This is a genomic window from Staphylococcus sp. HMSC061G12 (assembly GCF_001838465.1).
In the GTDB taxonomy this organism is placed as follows: Bacteria; Bacillota; Bacilli; order Staphylococcales; family Staphylococcaceae; genus Staphylococcus; species Staphylococcus simulans.
In genome coordinates this window covers 65,157-89,975 of sequence record NZ_KV837168.1, presented here as the reverse complement: position 1 = coordinate 89,975, position 24,819 = coordinate 65,157, and the positions used below count along the sequence as shown (strand labels likewise).

The following is a 24,819-nucleotide window of genomic DNA, read 5'->3' as shown; positions in this document are numbered from 1 at the left end:
TTAGAAGTCAGAACATTTATGTCCCGACCCCTTTGCTATATTTCATGTTTAATCCAATTTAACACATGTACTCCATCATATACGTATCATTCGCTAGTTATTCTCATAACTCGCTTCAATGAATGCCTTAGCCTTCTCTAAATCTTTCTTATTTCTAAGTGTTAAAGCGACATTACCAGTTCCGTAATGAGAAATCTATTTCACTAGGAAACTTTAAAGATATCCTCTTATTAAATGCATAACTTCAAAATTGTAAATTACACTAAAACAATTTATTATTGTTTGTTATAATTATTAAATAATAACTGCTCTTGGAGGGTTGATTCTATGAAAAGTATTGTGAGATTCATATTATTCTATATACTAGCCTTGATTATTTACAACTCGATTATGTTTATCTTCAGCAGAAAGGTGGACTTAGCTGATACCTTTCTACTTCCTTTAGTGGTTACCTTAATTATGTTCCTTGTATTTAAAACTGAAGAAAATCGATAACTTTATCTTGAATTAAAGCATGTTAGTGATTTGAAGCTGATGAACAAAAAACAAAGAGGAGAATTTTCATAAAAAAACTATCAAACATTATTTTAGTACTCACTGTCGTTCTATTCGTTTTTGGATGTAGTACAAATAAAACAGAAAGCGAAGAGAAAGAGAAGACAGTTAAAACAACAAGTATTCCTACACAATACTTTGATAAGAAAACTACTCAATCTACCATTTCAAAGTCACAAATGAAAAAAGATATTCAACTGTATTTAGACAGCGATAAAAAATTAACAAAGGCAGGTAATTACTATGAAGTACTCTCTAATCCAGAAAAAGAATTAACTCAAAAAGACATTGATAAAATAAAGAAAGCCAGTCATCTAAAAAAAGAGAATGATCAAAACTTTTCAAATTATATTCAAAACAATAAGTTACCTAACAACTATCAAACTAATGCAGACCATATAAGCAAATTCACCCAATCTAATAACAAAGTTATGATGAATCTTGATAAAAGTATTGAAAACTCATCTGACAAAGTTAAAAACGGCAAATTACCTAAAGAAGAACTCAAAGCTTTACGACAATCTGCCAAATCAGTTAATGGCAAAGAACAAGCAAAGATTGAAAAATTCCTAAACCAAGAAAATATTCATACTATCGCATTTGAAAAATAAAAAACAATCAAACTATTTTAACCATTAGAATATGAACATAAACACCATTACCTAAATTAATTTTTTAAAATTGAAAAGCTAGGAATGATACCTTTGAATAGATTACTTTGGTGCTTGAACATTATTAATTACCTAATATTATTACTTTTATTATTCGTATTTTTTCTAACAAATACTATATCTGCTTGGGGTTTTAACGCTGTAACTTTCTTTTTTATTTATTCTCTAATCACATTAGTTTTTTCTATCTTTGGTGCCATACGTTTTCGAAAAGAAAGTAACTTGAATACATCATTTATTACAAGTATTTTTATAAATTCAGTTAATCTCGTTTTGGTATTTCCGCTATTAGTTATATTTATTTTTTAGCAATAAAAAAGGAGTCTAGGCTTACTTCTCAAGTTTCCTAGACTCCTTTTATTTATATTTGATCAATGTTTTCAATAGCTTTAATGTATTGTCCATTTGTATAAACTTTGATGGTGTAGTCATTGTCTTTGTTTTTGTCGTAGTACCAAGTATCACCACGTTTTTCATTCGGTACGTTATGGAAGTCGGTGAACTCTCTTGTTGTGACGTTAGAAGGAACAACGAAGACATGATCTACTTTGTTGTCGTTGTCATAACTTACGGCAATATTGCCATATTTATTAGCGTCATGACCGTTAATATCTAGACTTTCTTCTGGTTCTCCATATTTCTTTTCAATCGTTTTCTTAGTATCTCCAATATGGAATCCTTTATAACCTGAAGAGTTATCTGCGTTCATAAAGTTAGCGCTGAAGTCATCTGAGTTCACTTCAACTTTAACTGTTTTTGTTTCTTGTTTTGATGTTGTTGCTTGTTCTTGTGTTGTATCGTTTTGTGCGGCTTTTTTGTCGTTATCTTCACGGATACTCATAAAGTGAGAGATAGCGAAAATCAACGCAGCAACCAAAACGAGGATAATAAGACTAATCACGATAATCCAACCTTTTGATAATTTCTTTTTAGATGACTGTATGCGGTGTGTTTCGTTTGTAGGTTTTGATTGTGCTGCATCACGCCTGTCTTTTTGTGGCACTTTTGCACCGCAGTTTGTGCAGAATAGTTCATCAGGTTCTAATTTCTTTCCACAATTTGTACAGTACTTCAAAGTTAAACTCCTTTCTATATTCAGATGACATAGATGCCGTTATTTTAAGTACAAACTATCACCTTTGCAGTTTTCACAACTTGATAATGTACTTCAATTATACATCTTGTTATTTGAATTTATAGTACATTTTTTGTCTTTTTTGAAAATTATTTCAATAACTTTAATTGTGTTATAGATATTGAAAAATGAGTGTGCTACTATGACATTAATCACACAAAATGTTGTGTATTATTTTTTATATTTAATTAAAAGTTAAGGGGGATTAACATGAAATGTCCAAAATGCGGAGCACCTGTTGAACAAGACGATCGTTTCTGCGGAGAATGCGGAATCGATTTAACTAAAGTATCAGCTGTTTCCTCACAAAATTCTACTGAATCAGAATCATCTCAAGCATTACATAACCACAATGAAAATGAACCAACACACTCTAATCAACAACCTAGTTTCGACAAAGAAAAATTTAATCAACATGCGAATGAAATTAAACACGAAGGGACGAGTTTCTTTTCACAACTCTTCAAATCACACGACAGTGTGATTGCAGGTACTAAATCTTTCTCACTTAAATTTATCGGCATACTCTCTGCAGTATTTTTAATTTTGACACTGATTGTTTTAGCTATCTTCGTTCCAAGCGAAGTTAACTACATTGGATATGGCGTTACGAAATCAGGTATTGTCACAAAATCATTCTTCGGTATTCTGTTATTCTTAATTATTTCTTATGGATTACTTGCTGGTGTGACACGCCTAGTAGTTAAAGATAACATCAGCTTTGCGAAGATTCTGTCTGACTTTGTATTCATTAATACTTTCTCATTCATTTTCTTCATTTTAGGATTACTGTTACTAAGAGGCGAAATCTATTCAATCGGGTCATTCTTATTATTACTAGGAATTGTCAGCTTCTATGCATCAGCTGTTTATCTCATCACGAAATACTCTAGCTACCATACATTACGTATTCCAGTATTCTTCGGTATCATCATCTATATTGTCGTTCAATTTATCGTACTATCAATCTACGGTGAAATGCTTCGAAATACATTTGTAGATATCTTTGGAAGTATGCTTGAAGACTTATTTAGATTTGGAGGTGGTTTCTAGTGAAGTTCTGTCGTAATTGCGGACACAAACTTAAAGAGGGACAGAAAGTTTGCCCACAATGCGGAACACCCACGAATCAGACACCTAAGCGCTCTAATCAAAACTATCACTCAGCACCACGCCAACCACAATCTAAAAAGATGTGGGTAATCATCGGTATTATTGCCGCAATCATTATTGTTTTACTGATACTCTTCTTTGTTGGTAAACAACAAGCAAGTGTCACACATCAAGCAGATCAAGTCGCAGATGCGATTAAAGATAAAGACCCAAATAAAGTGAAAAAGTATGTTAAGTCAGACGGTAAAAAATTAAGCAAAGATGAGGCTAAAGCTTTTCTTGATATCTTAGAAGGTGGAAAACTTTATAAAACCGTCGGTAATGAAGTTAAGGAAAAAGGCGAAAGCATGAAACGTAATCATAAGTACAGTGATACTGTTAAATATGATAGCGAAACAATTATGAACATCGACCAAGATGGAAAGAAATGGCTCTTCTTTGATGATTATAAATTCGATATTCCAAACTACTCTATTAGTATGGATGATATTTCAGACGGTGGCACAATTACTTATGAATACGAAGGCAAGAAACACAAAGTAGATAGTAATGGTCATATCGGCTCGTTCCCACTTGGTCTTTATGAGTTAAAAGCTACGAAGAAAGTTAACGACAAAGACTATAAAGGACAACTTCAAATCTATGCATCACAACATTCTAGTCTTGCTCACTCAAACTTTGATCAAATCAAATTCAATGTTGAGTTAGATAATTACAGTATTAACGAAGAAGATACAACACTCTACATCAACAACAAACCACATGACTTCGACTCTTCTACTGATTATGGTCCATATCCGCCAGATGAAAAAGTTGAAGTCTACGCAGTAGCTGATGTTGAAGGTAAGAACTTCACGTCAGACAAACAAGTAGTGAAATTCGAAGGTGATTCAGAAAGTCCAGAAACAGTAAAACTTTCTTTTGACGACGATGCCATCGATAAACAAATCGATAAAGCATTCGAAAAAGAAATGAGCAAAGATGACGATGACGACGAAAGCTCAGACGAAAAAGTCACACGTGAAAACGTCATCGACGTTGTAGAATCATTCGAAGGCAGCACTCTTGATACAGACACTTACACATATAAAGAACCAGAAAAAGATGGAGACGACTGGGGATTCTCATTCACAGATAAAGACGGTGACCTTGCCGGATCTTACATCATTGAACCAGACAAATACGTCACTAAATATGATGAAGACGGCGAAGAAATCGACTCTGGCTACGGAAAATAACTTTATAGAACTATTAAAGCTGCATGACCTTGAAATTAAGGGCATGCAGCTTTTGTAATGTTAATTATTCTATTATTTTAGTCAAACGGATTCCACCAATGTTTACGATTAATTCTGTGATAAATATCGTCTGTATCTATCTCTTGAGTCGAAATTATTGAAGAAATTTTAACATGTGTCCTTCTCATAGTGTTTTCATCTAGCTTTTTAAATTTTAATTCTGCATAAACTCCTGAAGAAGAATATTTAACTATAAAAGTATTTACTTCATCCGTAGGCTCGACCGTATATTTATATTCATCATTAGAATATTTTTTCTTGTTTTTATCTGAAAACTGTTTTAACGATTCATTATTTTTAAATATTATATAGTTGTTACCATTTCCATCGTCAAAATCAGTTTTCCAATCTCCTTCTAAATAATCAGTTGTTTCGTTTTTTCCACATCCAACTATAAATACTATTAAAAAAACAATAAAAATAAAACTCAATAGTTTTTTCACATTTTCTCCCCCAGTTTTTTACATTCTCTAAAATTATATATTTGAAATTAAAACGTTACTACTCTTTTATTAAGTATTAAGTGTCTAATTAGGACTTAATTCTCTAAAAATAACTATTAGATACTTTCTTATAATCAATGGCTAAGTTTTACCTTCACATCATATAGAAGCATACAAGGCAGTCTCACGCTTGTCTGAAGTGAGTGGCCGTATAAAATTGAGTTATTCGCATTAAAAAAGAACCACTAACCCGTATAGATTAGCAGTTCTTGTGTCATATTATTTTATTGTTTCTCCATTTTTCCTTTCGGTATTGTCACAAAGGATGCGACGAATGCGCTAAGCATTACGGCTGCACCTACAACGAAGGCAATACCTGCTGAGAATTCTGGTGTATGGTTTGGTGCGAGTGATGAGTAGACTGTTGTCAGGATTGCGATACCGAATGCGGCACCGAGTGTTGATGACATTTTAATGATACCTGAGGCAACCCCTACTTTTTCAGCTGGAACACTTGTTAATGCTGTATCAAGAACTGGTGTCGCGAAGAAACCAAGTCCGAGTCCAATGAATAAGAATCCGATGACTGATACGATGATATAAACTACATCTGGTAAGAATACTGTTGAGATAAGCAGTATACCTACTGCGATAGAAATCGGTCCTGCAAGCATTGGGAATCTTGGTCCTTTACGTTGTAAGTAACGTTCACCAATACGAATCATAGATAAGCTTCCGATTAAGTAAGTGATTGTCACGAAACCTGCTTTTAATCCTGAGAAACCTAATCCTGCTTGTGCATAGATATTAAATAATGCGAGTGATCCGATAACTGTGTTTAACAAGAAGTTCGCTGATACTGTACCGATATACGTTTTATTAGAGAATACACTGAAGTCGATAAACGGTTGATGTTTTTGTCTTTCATAGAAATAGAAGACAAAGACTGAAATAACGAAAATCGCATCAAGTGTTAAAGTAATCGGGTTCAACCAACCTAATCTTGTTCCTTGTGTTGTAACTACGTTGATACTTAACATCATAATTAAGAAGATAGCAATCCCTACAACGTCGAACTTCATATTTTTAGCGCCAGGCTCTTTTGATTCTGGAACTCCTCTAAATAAGTAGAGTGCGACGAAAGATAGGATAATTGATAATACGAAAATCCACTTCCATCCAAAGAATGTTGCGACAAGTCCTGCGAAGAATGACGCGATACCTGTTCCGCCATATGATCCGAATGACCAGAAACTTAACGCTTTTTGACGTTCTTCGTCATGATAGAACTGATTAATAATCGCAATCGTTGCCGGCATTAAACATGCGGCTGATAAACCTTGTAAGACACGGCCGATAATCAACAGTGCAGGAATACTTGAGATAATGACGGAAATAGATCCGACAATACTCAAGATAATTCCGACACGTGTCATTTTCACACGACCTAGCTTATCCGCTAAGCCACCTGCTACAACAATGAAGATACCTGTGAATAGTGAAGTTAAACTTACTGCAATATTCACGACAGTCATATCAATGTTGTAATCTTTTTGAACATGTGGTGCGATGTTCAAGAAGGATTGCGCGAATAACCAATACGTGAGGATGGATAAGATAATCGCAACGATGAGCTGTGTACCCGGTTTAAATGCTTGATGTTGTTTCTTATTTTGTGCCATTACTTGTTCCTCCTCATTTAGTGATTTTTAATAATGCTTTGACCTGCGATACGACCATAAGTGAAGATGTCCGCAAGTGCGTTACCACCTAAACGGTTACCCGCGTGGATACCGCCCGCAACTTCACCTGCTGCGTATAAACCTTTGATTGGGTTGTTATCGATATCAATGACTTGTGCAGTTGTATCAATTTTCAGACCGCCCATTGTATGGTGAACTGCTGGTTTACGTGGTGTAGCGTAGAATGGTGCACGTTCAATCTTAAGATCGAATGCGTTCTTACTGAAGTCATCATCATGACCTTTATCCACGAAGTCGTTATAACGTTCAATTGTTTTCACAAAGTGGTCTGGATCCATATTTAATTGTCTTGCTAAATCTTCAAGCGTATCTGCTTTATAAAGTACTTTTTCTTCAATTTCTTTATCAATTTTTTCTTGAGATGTGTTCATCGCAAGTTCTTTAATATTTTCATCAGCAATGATGTAGAACAAGCCATCTTTTTGGTCTAATGCTGCTTTAGATAAGACGTCACGGCTTTCAAATTCGTTAACGAAACGGTCACCGTCTTTGTTGACGAAGACGAAGTTAGATGGTGTCACAATTAAGCCTGTGAATAATGCACCTGTTTTAGGGTCAGAAATCGGCATCATTTGTGAGAAGCCCATGCCGACTAAGTCAGCACCTACTTGAACACCTAATTTAATACCGTCACCTGTGATTGCTGGTGAGTTTGTTGTTTTAATATCATCAGGAATGTTATCCCAATATGTGTTATATTGTTGAATCATTTGTGTATTCGCACCGAATCCGCCTGCGGCGATAACAACACCATAACGTGTATGGATTCTAACTTTCGCACCATTATGTTTCGTTGCTTCTACACCGACAATTTTACCGTCTTCTTTAATCAGACGATCCGCTGTTGTTTCAGTCATGATTTGACCATGGTTCTTACGAACATAGTCACTTAGTGATTCAATGAACTCTAAACCTTGAGCTTTCATTGGTTTATGTCCACGTCTCCATAAAGCACCTACAGGCATATCTACAATTGTTCTATCGAAGTGTACACCTTTTTCAGTTAACCATTTCACTGATTCTAAGACATTGTCTGTTAATGTTTTAACTAAGTCATATTGACCTGTGATGACTTTACCGTTTCTATCCGCACGACGTCCGCCAAGGTACGTTTGGATACGGTGCAATTCAATAGAGTCGAACAAGTAATCTTGTCCTTCTTTTTGTGTTTCTAAATATTCTTTGATTTGTTGTTTCAATGTACGGAAGTCTTCAAGGTATTCTTCCTCAATGTCATTTTCATCATGGTTCATTAACGCTTCTAGTGTTTCTTGTTCACCATGTAATGATGGGAATGTATTTTGCCATGAAGGTTCAGGTGCGTTTACTTGGCCACCTGTACGGATTGTATTACCACCAATAGCTGCGAATTTCTCAAGCATAATCACTTCTTTGCCTTGTTCTAAGACTGAAGCTGCTGCACTTAAACCAGCACCACCTGTACCGATGACTACAACATCTGTTGTTTCTTCGATAGTTTCGTCTGACCATTCTACAACTGGTTTTGGACGCGCACGTAAGATGTCTGGGTTTTCGCCTGCTTGTTTAATCGCTTCTGCCACACCTTCAATAACCGCTTCACATGTCACTGTCGCACCAGAAATCACATCTACGTTCAATGTTTGACCATTAATGATTTCATTTGGTAAACGTTCAAACGCTGGGTTTGCGATACCTTCTGATTCATTACTGTCATCTACTTCAATAGACACGATTTCATCTTCAGAGAACACAACTTTCATTGGTAAGTTCGCATTGTGTCCTTGTGCGAAGACTTCATACGTACCTGGGTTATATTTAACCTTTTTATTTTGTAACGCTTTTAAGCGTTCATATTTACGTTGTTCTTCTTCTTTATCGACAATCATGAAGTCCATTACTTTCCATAACGGAGATGGAATGTGTAATAAACGTTGATCATGAATATCTACGAAATCTTCAACTTTTTCATTCTTTTCAATCTTTTCAGCCCAGTGTGGTTCAACTAAATAAGCTTTACCTACGCTGACTAAATCGTATCCAAGTTCTAATGCTTCTTCAGCATCTTCACGTTGACCGATACTACCAACACCCATAATTGGAATGTCAGCTAACGTATCGCTTTGAAGTTTTAAATATTTTGAAATTAATGGTTCTTTATCCGCTGTATCTACAATAGATGTACGTTTATAACTGTTCGCAGAAATATGGAAATAATCTGGATGTGCTTCTGCTAAAGTATTTAAAAGATACATTGTATCGTCAAAACGGATACCTGGTTCTTCTAATTCTTCTGGTGAGAAACGGTAACCGATAATGAAGTTTTCAGCTCCATTATCTTTTGCTGCTTTTTGTACTTCTTTCAAGACAGCCATTGGGAAATTCGTACGTTTTTGTCTGCTTCCGCCCCACTCATCTGTTCTACGGTTACTGTGAGGTGAGAAGAATTGTTGTAAGAGATATGTGTTCGCACCATGAATTTCAACACCATCATAACCCGCTTCAATTGCTCTTCTTGTTGCTTCACCGAATTGGTGAATCATATCTTCAACTTGTAATGCTGTCATTTCACGAGGTACTGCCGCATTTGGACGAAGTGCCGCAACCGGACTCGCTGAAATCGGAGTCGCACCCCCATTTAATTTAGGGTCAGCCATTCTCCCTGCATGATATAACTGTAAAATTGCTTTAGATCCATTTTCGTGAATCGCATCTGCTAAACGTTTTAAACCTGGAATCTTTTCATCTGTATCTATGCCGATAGCACCTGGGAAGCCACGGCCGTTGTCCATTACGAAACAACTTTCTACAATAATCGCACCCACTTTACCAGAGCGGTGTTTATAGTAATCAATCATCTCTGCCGTTACTGATCCATCAAAGTAAGCTGATTGGATAGTCATAGGTGCCATTGTAATCCTATTATCTAATTCAGCTCCTGAAGCTAATTTAACCTTTTCAAATAATGACTTTGTCATACCCTCTTCTCCTTTGTGAATATTTTCACATGATACCGCAAAATTTTTTCTCATACCTAGCATATGAGAAGTTAACGAGTATCAAGTGATTCATTTTTTATATTTACCTTTGATTCACTGAAAGTATAACATAGAAAGAAAATTTGTGAAATAGTTAACAAATAGATATTTAAATAAGTTTTACATAGCTTTCACACTTTTAAAATTTCCATCTATATTTATTTGTATATTTCTTACTGAAATAAATATACAGAAATAATCGACAATCTCCCTATCCCTTGATATAACAAGGCTCCTCTATCACTACATATTAAATCGAGCTATAGAGGAGCGTTACTAAATATCCAATATATATTATTTTAATATTTGTTTTATTAACAAAGCATGATTAATCTACATTGTTTGCGACAACATCATAATTTTCGAGTTTACTGATTCTCTCTTTGTCACCTACAATAACAAATGCTTTCTTCGCACGTGTTACCGCAACATTAATTAAATTAGGTTTTTGACACGACCATTGAATTGCGCCGTTTTGTGTTTCATCTGTTCCTGTCACAAAATAAACCTTATCCGCTTCTTTCCCTTGGAACGTATGCACAGTACCGATAGATTTATTAGCCCAACTTCTCGCTTCTCTCCAAGTCATATCAAAGCTATCTTTCAAGCGATTACTTACTGCCTTTTGAATTTCACTTTTCACTTTAGTAAAGGGTGAAATCACAAACACACTTGGTATTTCCTCACCACTTGCTTTGGCTTGCTTCCAATCTTCTAATACATGCTGAACAACTGCTTCACCTTGTTCTTTAACATATTGTTTTGGACCTGCTTTACCCTTGATATCTAACCAAGCAGCTTGTCCTGGTTTTTTCTTAATATAAGGCGGCAACACCATTTTTTCTTCATAAGCGATAATATTACTAATATCAAACATTGGATTTAAGCATCTTCTGTGTACCCACAACGGAATACCAATCCATTCTTTTTCATCAGTGTCAGTACCTTTCCAATAACCATAAGCATTCGCATTATCTGCGAGACTTTGAACAGAAGCTTCCACACTCACGAGTCGTTCTGGTACATTATAAGCTTTACGTACAGAATTAATAAGATACGGATCTAGCGTAACTACAGGTTCAATCTGTATTGGATCTCCCACTGCAACAACCTTTCGAGAACGCTGTAAGGCACCGACTGCCGCTTGTGGTACAGCTTGTCCTGCTTCATCGATATATAAATAATCAATAAAATCTTTCGACATATCACGATACATATTTCTAAAGCTTGCAAACGTTGTACTCACTACTGGATAAACTAAATGTAATATATTCCAAGCATTCTCTACTTTTTCATACTTATCTTTAATATATTCATGACGTTTCACAAAGTCCCATAGCCCTGACTGTACAGATTTATAGTTCAAGATTAACAAAATTTTATGCAGTACCATTGCTTGTATAAACAAGAGGCCTCTGTAGAATTGGAGTTCATCTGACGTATTCAATACTTTCTCTTGTCTCTCATCATAATTAGCTTTTGCCCAGAATGCATCATCCGAAAATTAAACATTATCATGTTGTTTTTTGAATTCGCTAAATTTCTGTAAGTCAGCTTTTAATTTTTCTAACGTTTTCTCATCTTCCTTAAGACGTCCTTCTGCATCACGTTTATGTTTTTCGAACTCTGTTTCTTTTTCTTTAATATCTTTACGCTTGGCTTTAAGTTGTTCTCTCTCATCCATCAACTTTGCCGCTTTTTCGCTTAAATTATGATTAGAAGAAGTTTGATTGTCACCATTGAACAATTGTGCCACTTTACCGAAAAGCCCTTTGTTTTTCTCTTGATCCATCGTATGATTTAGCAATTTAATTTCATCCGAACTTTCATCTAATTCTTTATCAACTTCCACTTTTAAAGTTTTTAATCGATTAAGTTCTTCATTTAACTTTTCAACAATTCTGGCATTTTGAACACTTTCTTTCTCTAATTGGCGAACTTTGGATTCAGCATTTTGATAATGAGCATTTAACTGAACTCCTTTTTCAATCTCTGTTTTTAGCTCATTAATTTTATCTAATGTTTGTTTAAATGCTTTTTTAGCTTCTTTCCAATCTTTATAGTCAGTGTTTTCTTTTTGTTCACTTAAATAGCTGGTTAAACCCTCTTCTTTACTGATGACGGCATACTTATTTGCAAGATCGATATTTTTCTTTTTACCAAGTGCAACTGAGAACATTCCCCAAGCAGGTTCCTCGATGATTTTCTCAGCAATATTAGCGAACCCTGCTAATTTTTCTGCTTCATCTTGATAAGCACGTTCATATTCTGGAAATTTAGAATCGCCGTCTTTACGAATTATCTCGTCTACTTTTGGTAAGTCTTTGGTAATATTTTCTACTGCACCATTGTTACTTGAGGCCACAACCATTTTAAATTGAGCAATATTTTCATTAAGGAAGTGCGTATCAAATCTATCTGTTTCATGTATCTTTCGCTTATCAAAAGCTTTATATGGACTAGAAAGCTTTATCATCTCTTTCGCTCTTTCCACGATGTTATGTGCAAAAATATCTTTGAGCAAAGTGGTTTTTCCAGTTCCTGGTGGTCCATTAACTGAATTCACCTTACTAGTACCACTTGTGATACGATTTACCGCAACTTGTTGCATCAATGAGAGACGGTGTTCAACTAGAGAAGGCCATCTACCGTCAGGATAATATTTAGGTTGTAATATTTCTTCAATCAACGCTCTGTTTTCATCTATTTCAGTCTTCTCTGTATCAGCAACCCCTTCTATGTACTGTGTTAATGTTGCGTTTGGAGAAGCTTTAGCTGCTTCAATATCACTTAAGAAAAAGCTGTTTAATTCATCCATTTCTTCTTCTGGCGTAACATATCTGATTGCGATTGCATGTTTAAAGAATCTAGAATACTGCGTTTCATAGCGTTCAAAATACTTCGTATACAATTTATCCATTTTATTCAAACGTGCTTCTGTTAATGGATTATCACCTAAAACACCTTCACACTCTAATCTAAAGCGTTCCATATTATGTTCATATTCTGATTCTATATCAGCATTTTGATTCTTTTTGAGACCCTTCATTGCGCTCATAAGCATTGGAACATAAATGGTGTCTGTTAAGACATTACCTTGTTTGTCTACCATGAAAGTGTAGCCATAGCAATCCTTTTGGCTTTCGTTATAAACTTCTTCCTCTTTAAACATTTGACGCAATGTTTTCTCAATTTCCGCAAACTTAAAACAATGGCGATACATTTGAAATTGTAATTGCCCTTGTTTAGCTGCGTACTCTTTTAATTTATAATCATCTTCTTCCCATATAGGCTTGAATACTTCAAAGTTATGCATCACTTTTTGTTTATACTGTGCTTCAAAAATTTTCTTATCTAAATAATCATCAATACCCTCAACTTCACCTGGTTGCAATGTTTCAATGAGCGCCCAAGCTGATAAGGTATTTTGTACTAAATGACTCAATCAACCCACCCCCGGTTAAATTAATAATTATGATTCATTAAATTTGCGGAATATTTTCAATGGCTTCAATCATATTGTCTTTTGTATATACCTTAATACTGAATCCATTATCTTTCAGCGTATCGTAATACCAAACACTTCCATGATTTATATCAGGTGCGTTATGAAAACTTGTAAACTCAGTTTCAGACATATGAGATGGAATCACAAAGACATGATCAATTTTATTGTCATTATCATAGCTGACACCCATATCGCCATATAATTCAACTTTGTTTCCACGAACTTCTTTTGTACCTTCTGATTTGCCGAACGTACTTTGTACATCTGATTTAGATTGACCAATTTCAAAGCCTTTATAGCCATGCGTATTCGATGATTTCATAAAGTTTTGACTAAACTCCGTTGAATTCACATTGACTGAGATTTTATCTGTGTCTGGCAAGTTATGATGCGTTGCTTGTTCATGATTATTTGCGCTTTGCTGGTGGTTTCCTGAACCTCCGCTATAGAAATAAAAAGCAAGATAAGCGCCGCCTATGATTAAAGCTAAGATAACTAAGCCTAACAGACTCCAACCGATGACTTTCCAAGGTGAAACTGATGTACGCTCGTGTAGAATTTCAGAACGTGAAAATTCATGATAATCTCTGTTTTCTTTACCGCAATTTGTGCAATAGTGTTCATCTGGTGCTAAAGGTTTCCCACAGTTTGTACAATATTTCATGTTTATAATTACCTCACAATTATTTTCTTGTGTTCATTATAATGTACATGAGTAACACACTTCTATATGTTTATTAAATTATATTCAACTTTCCTTTTACATTTCGGTATAATTTAATATCTATGTAAAATCAAATCAAAGTGAGATGCGTCATACGCTGTGTTGTGAAGACTTCACCATCTTTACTGATAATCACCGCTTCAATACCAGGAATTTCATTCAACACCGCAATCGCTTGATTAATCGACATCGCAAAACATACGGTTGTCCAAATCTCTCCATCAATAGATTGATCAGAAACAATCGTTATACTAGCAATGTCCCCTTCTACTGGATAACCTGTTTTTGAATCTAAAATATGATGATACAGTTTGTCACCTTTATAGAAATAACGTTCATAGATACCAGAAGTCACCACAGATTGACCGGTGATTTCTACTACACCTACTAACCCTCCACGTTCAGAATCAGGTTGTTGGATTCCTACTGTCCACTTATCTTTGTCTATAGGGCGACCAATCGTTAAGACATTACCACCTAAATCAATAATGCCTGTTTGTACACCTTGTGAGACAAAGTAATCTTTTAATCTATCCGCAAAGTAACCTTTCGCAATAGCGCCTAAATCAATTTCCATACCAAATACTTTTAAATAAACCGTATACGCTTCATGATCTAATACTACATTTTCTGGTTGGATTTTTTGTAAACGCTCTTGAATGTCAGATTCATTTGGTAATTGAGCATCTTTAAAGCCGATTTTCCATAATTTAACTAATGGCCCAATCGTCAGATTAAACTTAGAATCAGAAGACAGACTGACCGCATGTGCCTGTGCAATCAATTCAAATAAATCTTCATCTACTTGTACAGGTTTAATGCCCGCATTTTGATTTACGTGCATTAAATCTGATTTATCATCATTTGCGCTAAAGCGTTTTTCATAGTCTTTCAACATCTCTTCAGCATGATTTAATAGTACTTCTGCTTTAGGGTGTTCAATCTGTAAAGTAATTCGTGTACCCATGAGATTTAATACTTTCTGTTTCATTTCAGCAGCTCCTCAATACATAACAATAGATTTATCTTTATACTATCAAACTCTCTTTCATTCTCGAAATTCAAATTAAAAAACGACACTCCTCTTTCAAGAAATGTCGTTTTCCTCATATATGATGATGTGTGTTATTAATGTTCGTTCGGATCATTTTCTGCATCTTGGTGTGTTTTGTGTACAGTACCGAATTTATGGTCTGGGCCACCGTAGATTGAGTAAAGTTTTAATGGTTCGTCACCTTTGTTTGTGACGTTATGCCATGTATCTGCAGGAACGATAATCGCATCGTCAGGGTTGACTTCTTTTTCGAAATTTAAATTGTCTTCTGTAGGACCCATTTGGCATAAACCTTTACCTTGTTCAACACGTAGGAATTGTTCAATACCATGGTGGATTTCTAAACCGATGTCATCTCCTGGTTGAATTGTCATTAATGTAACTTGAATATTTGAACCAGTCCAAATGGTAGTACGATAGTTTTCATTTTCCAATGTCATACCTTCGATATTATCTACTACTGGTTTGTTACCTTGGTCTTCAAAATTATAAGTCATTTTAAAACCCTCCTTGATTTAATGCTTACATTTATATTGTACTCCGTTTTAATTCATTGAAACGACTTTTATAAAGAGTTCACAAATTCTTCAAGAACAGTTATTAATTTTTTCAAAGAACGAGTGCTATTCTTTAACAGTTTTTTAATGCGTCATGCTACAATCATTATAGATAGATTAGAATCATTCTAAATAAGGAGAGTTGAATATGAGTAAAGACAAATCAAAATTAACAGGTCTTTTCGGCCATCCCGTAGGAGATCGTGAAAACTCAGCAACAGCTGGTCCACGTGGTCCATTACTAATGCAAGACGTATATTTCTTAGAATTATTAGCACACTTCGATCGTGAAGTTATCCCTGAACGACGTATGCACGCTAAAGGTTCAGGTGCATTCGGGACATTTACAGTAACTAATGATATTACACAATACACAGATGCGAGCATCTTCGCAGAAGTCGGTAAACAAACACCTATGTTTGCACGTTTCTCTACAGTAGCTGGTGAACGCGGTGCAGCTGATGCTGAACGTGACATCCGTGGCTTCGCATTAAAATTCTATACAGATGAAGGTAACTGGGACCTTGTAGGTAACAATACACCTGTCTTCTTCTTCAGAGACCCTAAATTATTCCCAAGTTTAAACCACGCAGTTAAACGTGACCCACGTACAAATATGCGCAGTGCACAAAACAACTGGGATTTCTGGACTTCATTACCTGAGGCATTACATCAAGTAACAATCTTAATGTCTGACCGTGGTATTCCTCGTGGCTATAGACACATGCACGGTTTCGGCTCACATACTTATTCTTTATTAAATAAAGATAACGAACGTGTATGGGTGAAATTCCACTTCCGTACACAACAAGGTATTGAAAACTTCTCACCAGAAGAAGCAGAACAAGTGATTGCGAAAGATCGTGAATCATCTCAACGTGACTTATTCGAAGCTATCGAAGAAGGCAACTTCCCTAAATGGAAAATGTATATCCAAGTCATGACAGAGGAACAAGCACGTAACCACAAAGACAATCCATTCGACCTAACTAAAGTTTGGTTTAAAGATGAATATCCATTAATTGAAGTCGGTGAGTTCGAATTAAACCGCAACCCTGACAACTACTTCATGGATGTTGAACAAGCAGCATTCGCACCAACTAACATTGTGCCTGGTATCGACTTCTCACCAGACAAAATGTTGCAAGGTCGCTTATTCTCTTATGGAGATGCTCAACGTTACCGTTTAGGTGTTAACCACTGGCAAATCCCAGTCAACCAACCTAAAGGTGTAGGTGTTGAAAACTTATGTCCATTCGCACGTGATGGTCAAGGTCGCTTCTTAGACGGCAACCAAGGCGGTAAAACACATTACTACCCTAACAGCACAGGCGCAATGGAAAGCCAACCAGGTTACAAACGTCCACCAATGGATGTCGTTGATGGTCCAGCTTATGAATACGACTACCGTGAAGATGACGATAACTACTTCGAACAACCAGGTAAATTGTTCAGACTACAAACACCTGAACAACAAGAACGCATCTTCCAAAACACAGCAAATGAAATGGAAGGCGTAACATTAGAAGTAAAAGAACGTCATATCCGTCATTGCTATAAAGCAGATCCTGAGTATGGTAAAGGTGTCGCAAAAGCAATGGGTATCGACATTAACAGTATTGATTTAGATGCTGAAGACTAAGCCGATTATTTCCTAGGCAATATATAAAGAAGAGGTAGCTTATTTATGATATTAGATAAAGTGAACCCAAATGACCTATTTCCAACCGAGTCACAACAAGCTTCAGTATTAGGCAAAATGGGTTATCCAATGAACGGTGAAATTAAAATCTTTGAAGCAGCTTACATCGCCACAAATGAACGTTTGATTTTAAATGTAGATATGGCTGGAGAGTTCTATTATCGCAACATCGCATACAATGAAATTAAAGCGATTGAACTCACAGAAGACACATTAAGTCTGACATTTGAAATTGGCACATTTAAATTAACTGATTTCAAACAAGATGAAGCTGAAAGCTTCAAAGCTTATGTTACATCGCAAATAAAATAACTTTTAAAAGTTTTAGTTCAAGATCGAGGTACTACTAATTCTTTTAATAACAAAGAAGAAGCTATCATCTTTTCCGAGTTGATAGCTTCTTTACTTTATTTATATTGGAATATGAATTCTTCAATTTTAATCATTTGAAGGCTTTTCTGAAGAGTAATTACAAATTCTATTGTTTTCCAACAGTTTAGGTAAAATCATATAACTGATTCTTAATCTTGGTGGCAATGTTTCGGGGGATCCGCCTAAGTAAATCACCCTATTATTTTTATCCCACTTTAGTGTGGATTGTGGACGCTGGGGGTATTGGAGTAGTAATTGGTTATTTATTGGTAGCACTCTCTTTCTTAAAGTTAAGAAAAGCAGCACCAGATTTAAAACGACCTTATAAAATCAAGAATGGTAAAGCAATAGGTGTCATCGCAATTATTTTAAGTTTATCGTTCATCATTATTTACTTGCCAGGAATGCCATCTTCATTAATATGGCCTTCTGAATGGCTAATTGTCTTTGTTTGGTATGGAATTGCAGCGATTTTATATTATGTACAAAAAAGGAAAAATAAGGTGGTAGAAAATGACAAAATTAGAAGTTTTGAACCCAGCAACGAATGAAGTGATTGAAACACTTGAGTATACGGATGAAGCTACAGTGAATAAACAAATAGAAAAAGCACATGAGGCCTTTCTATCTTGGCGTGAAGTAGATGCCCATACACGTTCTGAGAAACTATGGGCTTGGTCAAAATTAATTGATGAACATAAAGAGGAACTCGCTGAACTGATTACAAAAGAAGGCGGCAAACCTTTAAAAGAAGCTCTAGGTGAAGTTGATTATGCACGTTCCTACGTTGATTGGTATGCAGAAGAAGCAAAACGTCTATATGGACGTACTATTCCAGCAAATTCCGCTTCAAAAAAGATCATTGTTCAATCTTTCCCTGTCGGAGTTGTCGGTGCGATTACACCTTGGAACTTCCCTGCAGCAATGATTACTCGTAAAATGGCACCTGCTTTAGCTGCAGGTTGTACGATTGTATGTAAACCAGCGGTACAAACACCACTGACTACAATCCGTTTAGTAGAACTAGCACATGAAGCAGGCATCCCAAAAGACGCTATTCAATACGTTATTATATCTGGTAAAGATGCTGGACGTATTTTTACTGAAAGTCCAATCATTCAAAAGATTACCTTTACAGGTTCTACACCTGTCGGCAAGAAATTGATTGAAGGCGCTGCTAGTTCTGTTAAGAATGTCACTATGGAACTCGGTGGTCTAGCACCCGTAATTGTGCACAAAGACGCAAATATTGATGATGCTGTCGTTCAAACAATCGCAACTAAATTCAGAAATGCTGGTCAAACATGTATTTGTGCCAACCGTATTTATGTACATGAGGATATTGTCGATACGTATGTAGATAAATTAATACAAAAAGTACATGAATTAAAAGTAGGTAACGGTTTAGATAAAGGAGTAGACGTTGGCCCATTAATTAACCAAGATGGAGTAGATAAAGTCGTTCATCAGATTAAAGATGCAGAAGCTAAAGGCGGACAATTATCTCGTTCATTGGATGAAATTGAATCACTAGGCGGCAACTTCTTAAAACCAGTCGTCATTTCAAATGCGAATCAAGATATGGAAATTATGCATAAAGAAACATTTGGTCCTGTAGCTCCTGTTATGGCTTATGCTGATTTAGATGACGCAATCAAAATGGCGAATGACACTGAATTCGGTTTAGCTGCTTACTTCTTTACTAATAATTATAAAACTGGTTTTTACATCTATAATAATCTAGATTATGGTGTTATTGGATGGAACGATGGCGGTCCTTCTGCTGCACATGCCCCATTCGGTGGTATGAAAGAAAGTGGTTATGGCAGAGAAGGCGGCATTGAAGGTATTCAGCCATATTTAGAAACGAAATATTTATCTATCGGCGATATGTAAACTAGTTAAAAAACAAGTAATAAATCAAGTCTCAAATAAAAAGTCGGTGAAAACCTTAAGTGTTTTCATCGATTTTTTATTGAGCCTATACGTACTACTAAAAATAATATTACCAATTAAAGTTAAACTCCTCCTCAGTTTTAAAACTGAGAAAATTTAAATACTAAGCGTATTTTTATATTGAATTCCTAGTATTTTAAAAGGATATTGACTTTCATATGAAAAGGGCATAATATAGGCATACGTTTAAAGTTTTCAGATTTTTTAAATAATAAGTCCGTCATCTGAAGAATCACACATTAGAGGAGAGAATAAAGATGAGTAACAACTTAATTTTACAATCAGATTTTGGTATAGAAGACGGTGCAGTCAGCGCAATGAAAGGTGTTGCACGTATGGTCAGTGACAATATCTTCATCAGTGATTTAACACATGACATTCCACCTTATGATATTTGGGTGGCTTCCTATCGTCTCTACCAGACTGTGAAATACTGGCCAAAAGGCACAGTCTTTGTTTCTGTCGTTGACCCTGGTGTAGGCAGTGATCGCAGAAGTATTGCCTGCTTGACCAAAACAGGTCACTATATCATTACACCAGATAACGGTTCACTGACACATATACTGCATTATGAAGGCATTGAATCAGTCATTGCGATAGATGAAGTCAAAAGTCGTTTACCGCATTCTGAAGAAAGTCATACTTTCCATGGTCGTGATATTTATGCCTATAATGGTGCTCGCTTAGCTGCCGGTCAAATTGAATTTGAAGATTTAGGCCAGTCTATTGATTTAGACTCAATCAAACAACTTCCAATCAACGATTCTAGGCAAGAAAGCGATACACTCATCGGTTATATTGATGTCTTAGATATCCGCTTCGGCTCTCTATGGACCAACATTCCACTTTCTTACTTTAAAGAGAATGATATACACCATGGAGATAACCTGATTGTGACCATTTATAACCGTGAAAACAAAGTCTATCAAAACATCATGAAATTCGTACGTTCTTTTGCGGACGTCAACATTGGTGAACCTTTAGTTTACATTAACTCACTCGTTAATATAGGCGTTGCGGTCAACCAAAATTCATTTTCTAAACTCTATCATATTAGCACAGGAAATGACTGGCGTATCGAAATAACTAAAGGACCAACATTCTAACCTCTACTAGTGATTCTTATAATGATTAAAATATAGTTGAATAAATGTAAAAGAGAGCCTCAGTGCATTGAGGGCTCTCTTAGTTTCTTTTTCATTATTTTAGGTTTTATACAGGTTTTAATTTTACTTTTCAACCTCTTCCAATAACTTTTTGTATCTATTATATTCTTCAGAAGATTTATTGCTGCTAAAAGAGAACGAATCTGTTGATTTCTTTTGATATTAAAATATTCAACTGCCGTATTAGATTTTTCTACCTTATTAACTTCCATATAAGATTTTGCAAATTCATGTAAATCATCTAACAGACCAGAAAGTTTATCTATGCTAACTTCTTCTTTTATTAATTTGTATACAGAGTTTATATTTTCTGCTCTTTTTTTATATAGCATTTTGAAAAATGATTAATCAAACTGTCAATATCCGATAAATTTTTGGTGATTTCTATTAAATCATTCCACTTGTTTTTTGAGTGATCAATAAAATCATCCGTTCTAGGTTGGACATATTTCATTATATGATGCTTTAGTAACTCCATTTGTTTCAACTTTTGTCCCCTAGCATTTAACACTTCGAAAATGTTATAAATTTCCTCTTCTTCTCCAGATACAATTTCGACAATATTAATCTTTAGTAGTTGGTTTAAGAACATGTCTGTTTCTTCAAAGCTTTTCTCTTTTATATAATCATCAAAGTAGTTAAAAACATGATACAGAGTGTTGTTGCTCTTTTTTAGCTTTACTTTTGAGTCTTTGCTTATATAATCTAAGATTGAAAGGAGTGACGAATGAAGATCTGGATTGTTAATTTTAGAAATTGTTTCATTAGTCGATTTTAAAGTTGTTAAATAAGTATTTTTTATAAATTTAGCACGGTTTTCAGCTTCTTCATTATCCATATCATTTAAGTGTTTTACAATAACTGCAAAAATAACAAAGATTGTAGTCAAACGTTGTTGACCATCAATAATCTCATAATAATCCACCCCTGGATCCTTAGCTGTTCCCAAATTTTTATTTTTATCATTTAAAACTATTGTTCCAAGAAAGTGAGACCAATTAGCGTCAGAATCTGTGTTAATTGTAAAAGTAACATCTGTTAAAAGCTCTGACCAATTATTTTCTTTCCATACATAAGTTCTTTGGTATCTTGGTACTTTATATTCAGCTGCTCGTTGAAATATATCCTTAATTGTTCTGTTTTCAGTATTAAAACTCATACTTATACCCTTTTTTTATTATTAAGTAATTACTGACATCCTCTTTTATATATTTATTTTCAATCAAAATTTTTTATCTAGCATCAATCCTTAATAATTGTTACTTTTTTACTCATTTAGATTTCTTTATAGATTTCCAATACTCTTCGAACTAACCATAGTAAACATTTGTCTAAACCTATACAACTTCAACAATTTTATCGATTCAAAATGACTTCATTCTATTTTCTGTGTCCCTTATAAATTGATGCAATTCAAATCTCACTATCTTTAACATTTTAAGATATTTTGAACTTTGATATTTTGGTTGAAGTGTCATTATTCTCGAAAAGTATATAATATTATGTTAAATATTAGAATTAAAAAGTTGATTACACTTTATGCTTTGAAATTTTCATTCTAAAATCAACATATGTTTATTAATCAAGTTAATCAAACAAGAACAGTCATTTATTCTCCCATATTATTTTATGTTCGGCTATTACATACAGTAGTTTGATGCCTTAAGTACCCAAGCCTATGATATAAATCAAAATCATCAATTCTCATTTTTAAAATTTTCAGCTTATAATAACACTACAAAACACTTGTTTTTTAATTTTATAACAGCCCCTTTAAAATATACGATTTAGCTTATATCACTGCTTTCAGGTTTTTAGATTACTCATATTTACACCAAACTTTAATTGAAAAGCAAATAATTATCATAGTATATATGCATACACCTAACATATAAGCACGACTCTCTTTTTTTATTCTTCCTCAAAATCCTTCAACACATGTTTATTATCTTCTTGCAATTTACTGTATTCTGCTTCTGGCACTGGGTTATCTTTGAGTTTAAATTTAGGATAAATCCATAGCGCGCTTAAACTGATTAAACCAAATACAACAAAGGTTGCTTTGTAGTTTAGGAAAACAATTAGTGGTCCTGCTAGGATAGAACCGATTACTTGTCCGACTGCCAGGAGTAAGAAAGGAATGCCGATACCGATTGACGCATTTCTAACATAGACACGAATGCCCCAAACCATTAGTACACCTGTTAAGAAAATATAGCTAATGCCAAATAAAGAAGAGGCAATAAAAGGTGTAATCCATAACAACTGCGCAAGTGCGAGTAAAATGGATGCGGCAGAAATCGCAATCACACCTAAATTATAAGCAAAGCGTATGCCTTTTTGCTCAATGATGTTGCCTGAAACACCTCCAATAATGCCGAAGACCCCAATTAAAATCCAGAAAATAGAGAGTTGAAAGTTTGTATAAAGATCTGTGGCTTGAACGAAAGATTTAGAGAATGTCCAAAATGGTGCAGTCGCAATACCTAGCAAGGTAGAAGCTAAAGCAATACGACTGCCATTTTTAACATCTAATAAATTAAATGAACCTGTGTAAATTTCAAGAGGTTGATTTAAACTTGGAATAATTATAAAGTTCCACACCAACATAATAAGCGCGAGTACTGCATAAGAGAGATACATCGTTCTCCAATCTAAAAATGCGATCATTGCAGTGACTCCAGCAAGCATCAAACCAATACTTGTACCTGAGTTAATCCAAGTGTTCGCTTTACTTTGTTCCTCTAATTTAATCCATAATGAAATCACATAACCATAAGGTGGTGAGACGAATCCTGTACTAGCACCCGCAAATAACACACCTAAGGCAAGAATCATTAAATTAGGTGAGATACCAATTAAAATAAGTCCGATTAATACTGATAAACCTGCGGCCATAATCATATTTTTCGGCCCGACTTTATCAGTTTTAAATGTCGCAAAGATAATGGAGAAACAATAAGATAAATAGAACAATGATGAAATTAAACCAGCCTGTGTCGGTGTCAGACTTAAATCTTGTGAAATATCTGGTAAAAACAAACCAAAGCTGAACCGACCCAGTCCATATGTCACAGCTATCATTAAAATACCAGGTATAACCAGCTTAGAAAACCTCATAAACTTCTCTCCTTTTAGATATAACGTTCATTCTATTTTAGTGTAAAAGAAAATCAGCATTTTTTAAATGCTGAAGTCTTATCTTTTTAAATTCTATTTGTATGCTGCTTCCCTTAAATACATCTCCGCAATACGTAATGCGTGATCTGTTGCTTTATCCACACCGACTAATGCGGTCATAGAAGTTGTGCCTTCTAATAGTAATGCATATTGAATAGCTAATGCTTCTTGATCTTCTAATCCTTGTTCTGCAGTGAGGTGCTCTAAATAATCTAATAAACGTTGTTTATGTCCTCTAGCAATAGAAACAATGTCTTGATTACTTTCAGCGTAATCTTCAATCGCTCTTAAGAACATATCACCTTTATAAGAATAATCTTTCAGCCACTTACAATGAGCTTTCACAATACAGGTTAGAGGTTGTACTTGTTTAGTTTTTGTATACTCATCTAAATATTCCCAATAGCGCGCTTCACGTTGTTTTAAAACCGCTTCTACTAACTTCTCTTTTGAATCAAAGTGATTATACAATGTCATTGTCGCAACGTTCGCTTCTTGAATAATCTGTTTCAATCCGACACCGTTGAATCCATATTCATAAAACAATTGTTCTGCGACTGCTAATAAATCGTTGCGTTTTTGAGACATAATCTTCACTCTTTCTT

The 24,819-nt window shown here is 34.9% G+C and carries 20 protein-coding genes; 8 read left to right on the top strand and 12 right to left on the bottom strand.

All coding sequences use genetic code 11. The annotated features are described in order from the left end of the window. Positions 1-557 precede the first annotated feature (557 nt). Complete coding sequence (locus HMPREF2937_RS13085) at positions 558-1,166, top strand: NDxxF motif lipoprotein (protein ID WP_070864775.1); 609 nt, start codon at positions 558-560, stop codon at positions 1,164-1,166. A 421-nt stretch (positions 1,167-1,587) separates the two neighbouring features. Here HMPREF2937_RS13085 and HMPREF2937_RS13080 read toward each other — a convergent pair whose 3' ends face one another. Further along, the gene (locus tag HMPREF2937_RS13080; protein WP_083326958.1) at positions 1,588-2,301 is read right to left on the bottom strand and encodes a zinc-ribbon domain-containing protein; all 714 of its coding nucleotides are present in this window, start codon (positions 2,299-2,301) and stop codon (positions 1,588-1,590) included. 270 nt (positions 2,302-2,571) lie between these two features. Here HMPREF2937_RS13080 and HMPREF2937_RS13075 point away from each other — a divergent pair, with 270 nt between their 5' ends. Both HMPREF2937_RS13075 and HMPREF2937_RS13070 read left to right on the top strand, forming a co-directional pair. Continuing rightward, positions 2,572-3,414, top strand: coding sequence for a zinc ribbon domain-containing protein (locus HMPREF2937_RS13075; RefSeq protein WP_002480179.1), 843 nt, complete (start codon positions 2,572-2,574; stop codon positions 3,412-3,414). Further along, positions 3,414-4,712, top strand: a complete 1,299-nt coding sequence (locus HMPREF2937_RS13070; protein WP_070864774.1) for a TcaA second domain-containing protein — start codon at positions 3,414-3,416, stop codon at positions 4,710-4,712. Before HMPREF2937_RS13075 ends, HMPREF2937_RS13070 begins: the two co-directional genes overlap by 1 nt. A 77-nt stretch (positions 4,713-4,789) precedes the next feature. Here HMPREF2937_RS13070 and HMPREF2937_RS13065 read toward each other — a convergent pair whose 3' ends face one another. From HMPREF2937_RS13065 to HMPREF2937_RS13035, 8 genes are all read right to left on the bottom strand, one after another. After that, a complete protein-coding gene (locus tag HMPREF2937_RS13065; protein ID WP_061055056.1) occupies positions 4,790-5,215 on the bottom strand; it encodes a hypothetical protein in 426 nt (141 codons plus the stop codon). 284 nt (positions 5,216-5,499) lie between these two features. After that, positions 5,500-6,897, bottom strand: coding sequence for an MFS transporter (locus tag HMPREF2937_RS13060; RefSeq protein WP_060804743.1), 1,398 nt, complete (start codon positions 6,895-6,897; stop codon positions 5,500-5,502). Between the two features lie 17 nt (positions 6,898-6,914). After that, entirely contained in the window at positions 6,915-9,935 is a 3,021-nt protein-coding gene (locus HMPREF2937_RS13055; RefSeq protein WP_002480183.1) for an NADH-dependent flavin oxidoreductase, read from the bottom strand. 388 nt (positions 9,936-10,323) lie between these two features. Beyond that, the gene (locus HMPREF2937_RS13595; RefSeq protein ID WP_142351454.1) at positions 10,324-11,442 is read right to left on the bottom strand and encodes a DEAD/DEAH box helicase; all 1,119 of its coding nucleotides are present in this window, start codon (positions 11,440-11,442) and stop codon (positions 10,324-10,326) included. A gap of 57 nt (positions 11,443-11,499) precedes the next feature. Next, positions 11,500-13,440: an AAA domain-containing protein gene (locus tag HMPREF2937_RS13590; RefSeq protein WP_142351453.1), complete on the bottom strand. Its 1,941-nt coding sequence runs from the start codon at positions 13,438-13,440 to the stop codon at positions 11,500-11,502. Positions 13,441-13,477: 37 nt separating this feature from the next. Beyond that, on the bottom strand, positions 13,478-14,167 hold the full coding sequence (locus HMPREF2937_RS13045; protein WP_070864773.1) for a zinc-ribbon domain-containing protein: 690 nt from the start codon (positions 14,165-14,167) through the stop codon (positions 13,478-13,480). Positions 14,168-14,297: 130 nt separating this feature from the next. Beyond that, the gene (locus tag HMPREF2937_RS13040; protein WP_070864772.1) at positions 14,298-15,218 is read right to left on the bottom strand and encodes an FAD:protein FMN transferase; all 921 of its coding nucleotides are present in this window, start codon (positions 15,216-15,218) and stop codon (positions 14,298-14,300) included. A gap of 137 nt (positions 15,219-15,355) precedes the next feature. Next, entirely contained in the window at positions 15,356-15,778 is a 423-nt protein-coding gene (locus HMPREF2937_RS13035) for a cupin domain-containing protein (RefSeq protein WP_002480187.1), read from the bottom strand. 208 nt (positions 15,779-15,986) lie between these two features. Here HMPREF2937_RS13035 and HMPREF2937_RS13030 point away from each other — a divergent pair, with 208 nt between their 5' ends. The 5 genes from HMPREF2937_RS13030 (at position 15,987) to HMPREF2937_RS13010 (ending at position 20,974) form a co-directional block, all read left to right on the top strand. After that, complete coding sequence (locus tag HMPREF2937_RS13030) at positions 15,987-17,480, top strand: catalase (protein WP_070864771.1); 1,494 nt, start codon at positions 15,987-15,989, stop codon at positions 17,478-17,480. A gap of 45 nt (positions 17,481-17,525) precedes the next feature. Then, positions 17,526-17,852, top strand: coding sequence for a hypothetical protein (locus HMPREF2937_RS13025; protein WP_002480189.1), 327 nt, complete (start codon positions 17,526-17,528; stop codon positions 17,850-17,852). A gap of 224 nt (positions 17,853-18,076) precedes the next feature. After that, on the top strand, positions 18,077-18,463 hold the full coding sequence (locus HMPREF2937_RS13020; RefSeq protein WP_373879080.1) for an APC family permease: 387 nt from the start codon (positions 18,077-18,079) through the stop codon (positions 18,461-18,463). Continuing rightward, positions 18,426-19,808, top strand: coding sequence for an NAD-dependent succinate-semialdehyde dehydrogenase (locus HMPREF2937_RS13015; protein ID WP_070864770.1), 1,383 nt, complete (start codon positions 18,426-18,428; stop codon positions 19,806-19,808). Before HMPREF2937_RS13020 ends, HMPREF2937_RS13015 begins: the two co-directional genes overlap by 38 nt. A 317-nt stretch (positions 19,809-20,125) precedes the next feature. After that, positions 20,126-20,974 carry an SAM hydrolase/SAM-dependent halogenase family protein gene (locus HMPREF2937_RS13010; protein ID WP_070864769.1) on the top strand — a complete coding sequence of 283 codons (849 nt, stop codon included), beginning with the start codon at positions 20,126-20,128 and terminating at the stop codon, positions 20,972-20,974. A gap of 361 nt (positions 20,975-21,335) precedes the next feature. Here the strand turns inward: HMPREF2937_RS13010 and HMPREF2937_RS13000 are convergent, their stop codons facing one another. The 3 genes from HMPREF2937_RS13000 to HMPREF2937_RS12990 form a co-directional block, all read right to left on the bottom strand. Then, positions 21,336-22,193 carry a DUF262 domain-containing protein gene (locus HMPREF2937_RS13000; RefSeq protein ID WP_070864768.1) on the bottom strand — a complete coding sequence of 286 codons (858 nt, stop codon included), beginning with the start codon at positions 22,191-22,193 and terminating at the stop codon, positions 21,336-21,338. Between the two features lie 752 nt (positions 22,194-22,945). Next, positions 22,946-24,154 carry an MFS transporter gene (locus HMPREF2937_RS12995; protein WP_023014805.1) on the bottom strand — a complete coding sequence of 403 codons (1,209 nt, stop codon included), beginning with the start codon at positions 24,152-24,154 and terminating at the stop codon, positions 22,946-22,948. A 93-nt stretch (positions 24,155-24,247) separates the two neighbouring features. Next, on the bottom strand, positions 24,248-24,802 hold the full coding sequence (locus tag HMPREF2937_RS12990) for a TetR/AcrR family transcriptional regulator (protein WP_023014806.1): 555 nt from the start codon (positions 24,800-24,802) through the stop codon (positions 24,248-24,250). Positions 24,803-24,819 lie beyond the last annotated feature (17 nt).

Coding starts and splice junctions, on each gene's coding strand:
- HMPREF2937_RS13075 (WP_002480179.1), top strand. CDS start 2,572: ATGAAATGTCCAAAATGCGGAGCACCTGTTGAACAAGACGATCGTTTC.
- HMPREF2937_RS13060 (WP_060804743.1), bottom strand. CDS start 6,897: ATGGCACAAAATAAGAAACAACATCAAGCATTTAAACCGGGTACACAG.
- HMPREF2937_RS13055 (WP_002480183.1), bottom strand. CDS start 9,935: ATGACAAAGTCATTATTTGAAAAGGTTAAATTAGCTTCAGGAGCTGAA.
- HMPREF2937_RS13045 (WP_070864773.1), bottom strand. CDS start 14,167: ATGAAATATTGTACAAACTGTGGGAAACCTTTAGCACCAGATGAACAC.
- HMPREF2937_RS13040 (WP_070864772.1), bottom strand. CDS start 15,218: ATGAAACAGAAAGTATTAAATCTCATGGGTACACGAATTACTTTACAG.
- HMPREF2937_RS13035 (WP_002480187.1), bottom strand. CDS start 15,778: ATGACTTATAATTTTGAAGACCAAGGTAACAAACCAGTAGTAGATAAT.
- HMPREF2937_RS13030 (WP_070864771.1), top strand. CDS start 15,987: ATGAGTAAAGACAAATCAAAATTAACAGGTCTTTTCGGCCATCCCGTA.
- HMPREF2937_RS13025 (WP_002480189.1), top strand. CDS start 17,526: ATGATATTAGATAAAGTGAACCCAAATGACCTATTTCCAACCGAGTCA.
- HMPREF2937_RS13020 (WP_373879080.1), top strand. CDS start 18,077: ATGTTTCGGGGGATCCGCCTAAGTAAATCACCCTATTATTTTTATCCC.
- HMPREF2937_RS13015 (WP_070864770.1), top strand. CDS start 18,426: ATGACAAAATTAGAAGTTTTGAACCCAGCAACGAATGAAGTGATTGAA.
- HMPREF2937_RS13010 (WP_070864769.1), top strand. CDS start 20,126: ATGAGTAACAACTTAATTTTACAATCAGATTTTGGTATAGAAGACGGT.
- HMPREF2937_RS13000 (WP_070864768.1), bottom strand. CDS start 22,193: ATGAGTTTTAATACTGAAAACAGAACAATTAAGGATATATTTCAACGA.
- HMPREF2937_RS12995 (WP_023014805.1), bottom strand. CDS start 24,154: ATGAGGTTTTCTAAGCTGGTTATACCTGGTATTTTAATGATAGCTGTG.
- HMPREF2937_RS12990 (WP_023014806.1), bottom strand. CDS start 24,802: ATGTCTCAAAAACGCAACGATTTATTAGCAGTCGCAGAACAATTGTTT.